The sequence below is a fragment of the Mycobacterium sp. E1386 genome (assembly GCF_001672745.1).
Taxonomy (GTDB): domain Bacteria; phylum Actinomycetota; class Actinomycetes; order Mycobacteriales; family Mycobacteriaceae; genus Mycobacterium.
The window spans coordinates 37,309-44,437 of sequence record NZ_LZKH01000256.1; the positions used below are offsets into that span (position 1 = coordinate 37,309).

Sequence of the window (7,129 nt, forward strand, 5' to 3'; positions counted from 1 at the left end):
TCTCGCCTTTCGCCGTCCGGATTTGGACCGCTAGAAGATTAACCACTGTCGGGGGCCGGTAAACCCGAATTTGATCCGGTACGACGCCCGCTACGTGGGTATTCCGCCGCGGTAGCGAAAGGGGAATTGGTTGTGGTGCTGAGTGCGACGCGGGACGTGGCCGCGCCTTGCGAGCGGGTGTGGGAAGTGCTGGCCCAAGGGTGGACCTACACCCAATGGGTGGTGGGCAACAGCCGCATGCGGGCGGTCGATCCGAACTGGCCGGAGCCCGGCTCATCGATAAGGCACTCGATCGGGATCTGGCCGCTGGTGATCAACGACGCGACCGTCGTCGAAGAGGCGGAACCGCCGCACAAGCTGGTGCTGTGTGCCCGCCTTGGGCCGCTCGGCGCCGCGCGGATAACGATGCTGCTGCACGAGACCCCGACGGGCTGCCGGGTGGAGATGATCGAAGTGCCCGTCGAGGGCCCGATGGGCGCCGTGCCCAATTCGCTTGCGCTGGCCGCGGCTTACCCGCGCAACAAGGAATGCCTGTGGCGACTGGGGGCCCTGGCGGAGCGCAAGGAGCCGAGCCAGGTGAAGTGATCGTGCGGGACACCGCGGACGCCGTCGTCATCGGGGCCGGACACCACGGCCTGGTCGCCGCCTCGATGCTGGCCGACGCCGGATGGGACGTGCTGGTGCTCGAAGCCCAGCCGGAACCTGGCGGCGCGGTCCGCAGCGCGGAGCTGACGCCCGGCTACATCACCGACCTGTTCAGTTCCTACTACCCGATGACGGTGGCCTCACCGGCGATGGCGGCGCTGCGGCTCGAAGACCACGGGTTGCGGTGGTCGCACGCGCCGGCGGTGGTCGGGCATCCGCGCAGCACGGCCGATGACGATCCGCCCATCGTGTATCGCGACCCCGCCCGCACCGCAACGGAATTCGCGCGGCGGGAACCCGCCGACGGCGATAACTGGTGGCGGCTGGTGGACTTGTGGCAGCGGATCAAGGCTCCGCTGCTCGACGCCATGCTGGCGCCCTTCCCGCCCGTGCGCCCGCTGATGCGACTGCTGACCAAACTCGGTACGGCCGAGGCGATTCGGGTGGCGCGACTGTTGGTGCAGCCGGCCAACACGATGGCGAGCGAGCTGTTCGTCGGCGAGGCGCCCCGAGTTCTGTTGTTGGGCAACGCGATGCATGCCGATGTCCCTCCCGACGCGCCGATCAGCGGCGCCATGGGATTCCTGATGACGATGCTGGCCCAGGACGGCGGCTGGCCCGTGCCGGTCGGGGGTTCCGGTCAGCTGACGGCCGCGCTGGTCAACCGTGCCCGCTCGGCGGGCGCGCGAATCGAATGCAACCAGAACGTTTCCCGCATCCAGGTGCGGGGTGGTCGCGCGGTCGGGGTGACGACGGCCGAGGGGCGCACCGTCGCGGCCCGGCGGGCGATCGTCGCCGACGTGACGGCACCGCGCCTGTTCGGTGACATGCTGACCGCCGATGCGTTGCCGCCCAAACTGTTACGCGACCTCGAGCACTTCACGTGGGATCCGCCGGTGGTCAAGGTCAACTACGCGCTCGGCAAGGCCGTTCCCTGGCGGGCCAAAGACCTGCACGATGTCGGCACCGTCCACCTGGGGGCCGACGGCGACGGGCTGGTTCGCTGGATGGCCGACCTGAACACCCGGGTGGTGCCCGAGCATCCGTTCATGTTGTTCGGCCAGACCACTACCGCGGATCCGAGCAGGTCTCCGGCGGGTACCGAAAGTGTTTGGGCCTATACGCATTTGCCGCGCAATGTTGCCGACGACGCGTCGGCCGACCGGCTCGCCGAGCGGATGGACCGGGTCATCGAGGAACACGCGCCCGGCTTCGGTTCGGCGGTCATCGACAGGTTCGTGCAGCGGCCGTCGGACCTGGAGGCCAGCGACGCCAACCTGCACATGGGGGCGCTCAACGGCGGCACCGCGCAATTGCAGCAGATGCTGATCTTTCGCCCGGCACCCGGCATGGGCCGGGCCGAAACCCCGGTGCAGGGGCTGTATCTGGGCAGCGCGTCGGCGACCCCGGGCGGCTCCGTGCACGGGGCCTGCGGGCGCAACGCGGCCAACGCCGCGCTGGCCGCCGACGGCGCGACCGGCTGGCCCCGCCGCACGGTGCAGCGGGCCGTCTTCTCGTTGGTGGCGGGTAAGCGCTAGCCGTTCTCGGCGATGTCCTCGAGCACCGCGAACATGGTCCGCGTCGGCACACCGGTGCCGCCCTTGGGGGTGTACCCCCACGGGCTGCCGGTGTTGTACGCCGGGCCGGCCACGTCGATGTGCGCCCAGCTCACGCCGTCGGCGACGAATTCGCGCAGGAACACCCCGGCGACCAGCATGCCGGCGAAGCGCTGGCCGCTGATGTTGGACAGGTCGGCCACGGTCGATTTCAGGTCGTCCTTGAGTTCGTCGGGCAGCGGCATCGGCCAACCGTTCTCGCCCACCCGCTGCGAGATCGCGGCGACCCGGTCGCGGAACTCGTCGCTGCCCATCACGCCGGGGATCCGGGCGCCCAGCGCCACCGTCTGCGCACCGGTCAACGTGGACGTCTCTATCAGGTAGTCGGGGTTGTCCTCGCACGCCCGCACGATGGCGTCGGCCAGGATGAGCCGACCCTCGGCGTCGGTGTTCTGCACCTCGACGGTGATGCCGCCGTACTGGGTCAGCACGTCGCCCGGACGCTGCGCGGTACCCGACGGCATGTTCTCGGCCATCGGCACGGTGGCGATCACGTCGATCGGCAGCCGCAACTGCGCGGCCAGCGCCACCGTGGCGATGACCGCGGCCGCGCCGCCCATGTCCGAGGTCATGTAGTGCATCGACGCCGCCGGCTTGATCGAGATGCCGCCGGTGTCGAACGTGATGCCCTTGCCGACCAGCGCCACTCGCTTGGCCTGCTTCGACTTCTTGGCCAGCTTCGCGCCCCGGTGGGTCAGCCGCACCAGCCGCGGCGGCCGCGACGAGCCCTGCCCGACGCCGATCACGCCGCCGTAGCCGGCCTTCTGTAGCGCCTTGTCGTCGAGCACCTCCACCTCGAGTCCGACGGATTCGCCCAAAGCCTTTGCGCGCTTGGCGAATTCGGCCGGGAAGAGGTGACTTGGCGGCGTGTTGACGAAGTCGCGGGCGGTGGCCGCCGCCGTCGCCACGGCCGCGCCGTGCGCGCCGGCCGCTTTGGCGTCCTTCGATGCGGACAGCACGGTGATCTTGCGCAGCCCTTTGTCTTTCGGCGCGGTCTTGCCGCTGCGGAATTCGGTGAACCGGTAGCTGCCCAGGATGAGCCCCTCGACGGCCGCCGAGCAGACGTCGGCGTCAAAGTCGCCGGGCAGCGTGAGGAGCGCCGCCTCGGCGGTACCCAGCGACCGCGCCGCCACACCCGCGGCGCGCCGGACGGTGTCGGCCGGCCACTCCGGACGCGGTTTACCCAGGCCGACCGTCAGCACGCTCGACGCCGGCAGCGACGGCACCACCAGGCGGTGGACCTGCTCGCTGCCGCCGGTGGCGTCCAGCGCCCGCAGGCCGGATTCGATCTCGGCGACCGCGTCGGCCGGCAGCAGCGACTCGCCCGCCGCGACCGCCGCCCCGGGCCTGTCCTCGTCGCCGGTCGAGACGACCGGCACGATCAATACCGAAGAACCCGCCCCGCGTTTCGGCAGCGACGTGGCGACGTTGACGGATGGGCCTGGATAGCTCAATTCGGTGCTCACGGGCATTTACCCTAAACGCCGGAGCCCGCGCCGAGGTCGGCGGCGCCCGCGCCCTGCAGCTCGAAGGCGACGACGGGGGCGTCAAAACCCTTGAGGTCAAAGGGACCGCGGGCCGTCGCCGGCCAATCCGGCAGTTGCTCGTGCAGGGCCGAATCGGCCAGGATCTGGCCCGGGGCGGCGGCCCCGACCAGGCGCGCCGCCAGGTTGACCGGGCTGCCGAAGTAGTCCCCGTTGATCGCCAGGACGCTGCCGTAGGCGAGGCCGGCGCGGACCTGCAGGCCCTCCTCGCGCGCCCGCGGGTGCTCGACGAGGTCGACCGCCGCCCTGGCCAGGCATTCGGGCGACGCGCTCACCCACATCACCTCGTCGCCGATGAACTTCACCACCCGGCCGCCGTCGCGGTGCACCACATCCGCGACGGTCCCGGCGAACTCGTTGAGCAGATCCGAAAGCTGGGCGGGGGTCAGCGCGCGGGTGAGCACGGTGAAGCCGGACAGATCCGCAAAACCGATGCCGCACACCACGCTTGCCGAGGTGTCGCGAAGGACGCCCTCGAAGTGGGTTCGGGCGCCGGTCAGATGGTGGCGGTGAACGACGTCGATCAGCGCCGAAATCCGGGGGACGAACTCCGCGACCGCGCGGTACGCCTGCGCCGTGGCGAGCTCGTCGTTGGTGTAGGTCATCTGGATGTCCGGAGTCCCGGCCCGGATCGCGGTCGACTCGGCCTCCGCGAGTCGGGCCATCGCCGCGCCGAGCACCCGCAGCAACCCGAACGCGCCGTCCTCGCCGACCACCGTCTTCAAGGCGACCCAGGTCGCCAGCGCGTCGACGTCGGCCTGGCTCAGCACGGGGACGTCGGGGCCGGCGACCGTCAGGCCGAGCAGACCCCACGCGTGGGTGACTTCCTCGGGTGACAAGCCGAGCTGCTCGGCGGCGGTCGCCATCGTGTGGATCGGGCGGCCCGACCATTGCAGGACGTCGCCGGCAAGCCCGAACAATCGCCCGCGCTGCTCGGCTTCCACCATTTCGTCGACGCTGAAGCCGAGTTCGTCGAGGTACTTGATCAGGTCTGACCGTTCGCGCGCACGAGCGATTCCGGCAGCCTCCAGCGCTTCGAAGTCCGGGGAATCGACCACCCACCCAAGTGTGCCAGCAGCCGCGATTAGGGTGAACCGTCGTGACCGATGACCTGCAGCATGGCCCGCTCGAAGACCGCCACCGCGACCTGGGGGCCAGTTTCGCCGAGTTCAGCGGCTGGCTCATGCCCGTGTCGTACGCGGGCACCGTCAGCGAACACAACGCCACCCGCAACGCCGTCGGCCTGTTCGACGTCAGCCACCTGGGCAAGGCGTTGATCCGCGGGCCGGGCGCCGCCGAATTCGTCAACTCGACGCTCACCAACGACCTGAGCCGAATCGGGCCCGGCAAGGCGCAATACACGTTGTGCTGCAACGAATCCGGCGGCGTCATCGACGATTTGATCGCCTACTACGTCGACGACGACGAGATCTTTCTGGTGCCCAACGCGGCCAACACCGCCGCGGTGGTCGAGGCGCTGCGGGCGGCTGCCCCGGCGGGTCTGACGATCACCAACGAGCATCGCTCCTACGCGGTGCTCGCGGTGCAGGGCCCGCGCTCGACGGATGTGCTCGGCGAGCTGGGCCTGCCGACCGGCATGGATTACATGGGCTATGCCGATGCCTCCTACGCGGGGGTCCCGGTGCGGGTCTGCCGGACCGGATACACGGGGGAGCACGGCTACGAGCTGCTGCCGCCGTGGGAATCCGCGGGTGTGGTGTTCGACGCGCTGGCCGCGGCGGTCGGCGCCGCCGGCGGCGAACCCGCCGGGCTGGGCGCCCGCGACACGCTGCGCACCGAGATGGGCTACCCGCTGCACGGGCACGAACTGGCGCTGGATATTTCGCCGCTGCAGGCCCGATGCGGCTGGGCGATCGGCTGGAAGAAGGGCGCGTTCTTCGGCCGCGACGCGCTGCTGGCGGAGAAGGAGGCCGGACCGCCGCGGCTGCTGCGCGGCCTACGGATGGTCGGCCGCGGTGTGCTGCGGCCCGGTCTGACGGTGCTCGCCGGCGAGACGCCGGTGGGGGTCACCACGTCGGGAACCTTTTCCCCGACGCTGCAAGTCGGCATCGGGCTGGCGCTGATCGACACCGGCGCCGGCGTCGAGGACGGCCAGCGAGTGACCGTCGACATCCGCGGGCGCGCCGCCGAGTGTGAAGTCGTGCGGCCGCCCTTCGTCGACGCGAAAACTCGTTAGTGCGGCCGGTTCAGGTGAAAAGCCCGGTCGCAGGCGGATATACAATCAGCCGCATGACCAGCGGCTCCCTCGAGTTCACGGTTTCACGTTCGGCCCACCCCGCGACCGACGCCGAACGTGGATCCATCCTGGCCGCGCCCGGTTTCGGCAAATACTTCACCGACCACATGGTCTCGATCGACTACGACGAGGAGCGGGGCTGGCACAACGCGCGCGTCATCCCGTACGGCCCGATCGAACTGGACCCCTCGGCGATCGTGCTGCACTACGCGCAGGAGATCTTCGAAGGGCTCAAGGCCTACCGCTGGGCCGATGACTCGATCGTGTCGTTTCGCGCCGAGGCCAACGCCGCGCGGATGCGGTCGTCGGCGCGGCGCCTCGCGATGCCCGAACTGCCCGACGAACTGTTCATGGGCTCGCTGTGCCAGCTCATCGCCGTCGATAAGGCCTGGGTGCCGTCGGCCGGCGGGGAAGACGCGTTGTATCTGCGCCCGTTCATCATCGCCACCGAGCCCGGGTTGGGCGTGCGGCCGTCCAAGCGGTACCGGTATCTGCTGATCGCCTCACCGGCCGGCGCGTACTTCAAGGGCGGCATCAACCCCGTCACCGTTTGGGTGTCGACGGACTACGTGCGGGCCAGCCCGGGCGGCACCGGCGCGGCGAAGTTCGGCGGCAACTACGCCGCCTCCCTGCTTGCCCAGGCCGAGGCCGCCGCACACCAGTGCGACCAGGTGGTGTGGCTGGACGCCGTCGAACGCCGCTTCGTCGAAGAGATGGGCGGCATGAACATCTTCTTCGTGTTCGGCAGCGGCGGGTCCGCGCGGTTGGTCACCCCGGAGCTGTCCGGTTCGCTGTTGCCCGGGATCACCCGGGATTCGTTGCTGCAGTTGGCGATTGACGCCGGGTTCTCCGTCGAGGAACGCAAGATCGACATCGACGAATGGCAGAAGAAGGCCGCCGCCGGCGACGGTGAAGTCGGTGTCGCCGTACTTGACGTGCGAGACCGGCGTGATGACGGCGGCGGTGCCGCAGGCGAACACCTCGGTGATCTCGCCGGCGGCGGCCTTCTTCTGCCATTCGTCGATGTCGATCTTGCGTTCCTCGACGGAGAACCCGGCGTCAATCGC

General features: G+C 69.9%; 6 protein-coding genes. 4 read left to right on the top strand and 2 right to left on the bottom strand.

Annotated elements, in window-relative coordinates; genetic code table 11:
• Positions 1-135: 135 nt before the first annotated feature.
• A complete protein-coding gene (locus A5709_RS26030) occupies positions 136-585 on the top strand; it encodes an SRPBCC domain-containing protein (RefSeq protein ID WP_068008248.1) in 450 nt (149 codons plus the stop codon).
• Positions 582-2,183: an NAD(P)/FAD-dependent oxidoreductase gene (locus tag A5709_RS26035; RefSeq protein WP_082974379.1), complete on the top strand. Its 1,602-nt coding sequence runs from the start codon at positions 582-584 to the stop codon at positions 2,181-2,183. The genes A5709_RS26030 and A5709_RS26035 overlap by 4 nt, the downstream gene beginning before the upstream one ends.
• Here the strand turns inward: A5709_RS26035 and A5709_RS26040 are convergent.
• Both A5709_RS26040 and A5709_RS26045 read right to left on the bottom strand, forming a co-directional pair.
• Positions 2,180-3,727, bottom strand: a complete 1,548-nt coding sequence (locus A5709_RS26040) for a leucyl aminopeptidase (RefSeq protein ID WP_197520239.1) — start codon at positions 3,725-3,727, stop codon at positions 2,180-2,182. The two genes, A5709_RS26035 and A5709_RS26040, sit on opposite strands and share 4 nt — an antisense overlap.
• Positions 3,728-3,738: 11 nt before the next feature.
• Positions 3,739-4,863, bottom strand: coding sequence for an adenylate/guanylate cyclase domain-containing protein (locus A5709_RS26045; RefSeq protein WP_068123580.1), 1,125 nt, complete (start codon positions 4,861-4,863; stop codon positions 3,739-3,741).
• A gap of 41 nt (positions 4,864-4,904) precedes the next feature.
• Here A5709_RS26045 and gcvT point away from each other — a divergent pair, with 41 nt between their 5' ends.
• Positions 4,905-6,002, top strand: a complete 1,098-nt coding sequence (gene gcvT, locus A5709_RS26050; RefSeq protein ID WP_068123583.1) for a glycine cleavage system aminomethyltransferase GcvT — start codon at positions 4,905-4,907, stop codon at positions 6,000-6,002.
• Between the two features lie 53 nt (positions 6,003-6,055).
• Positions 6,056-7,129: branched-chain amino acid aminotransferase (locus tag A5709_RS26055; protein ID WP_231987076.1), on the top strand; the 1,074-nt coding region annotated here is incomplete at its 3' end.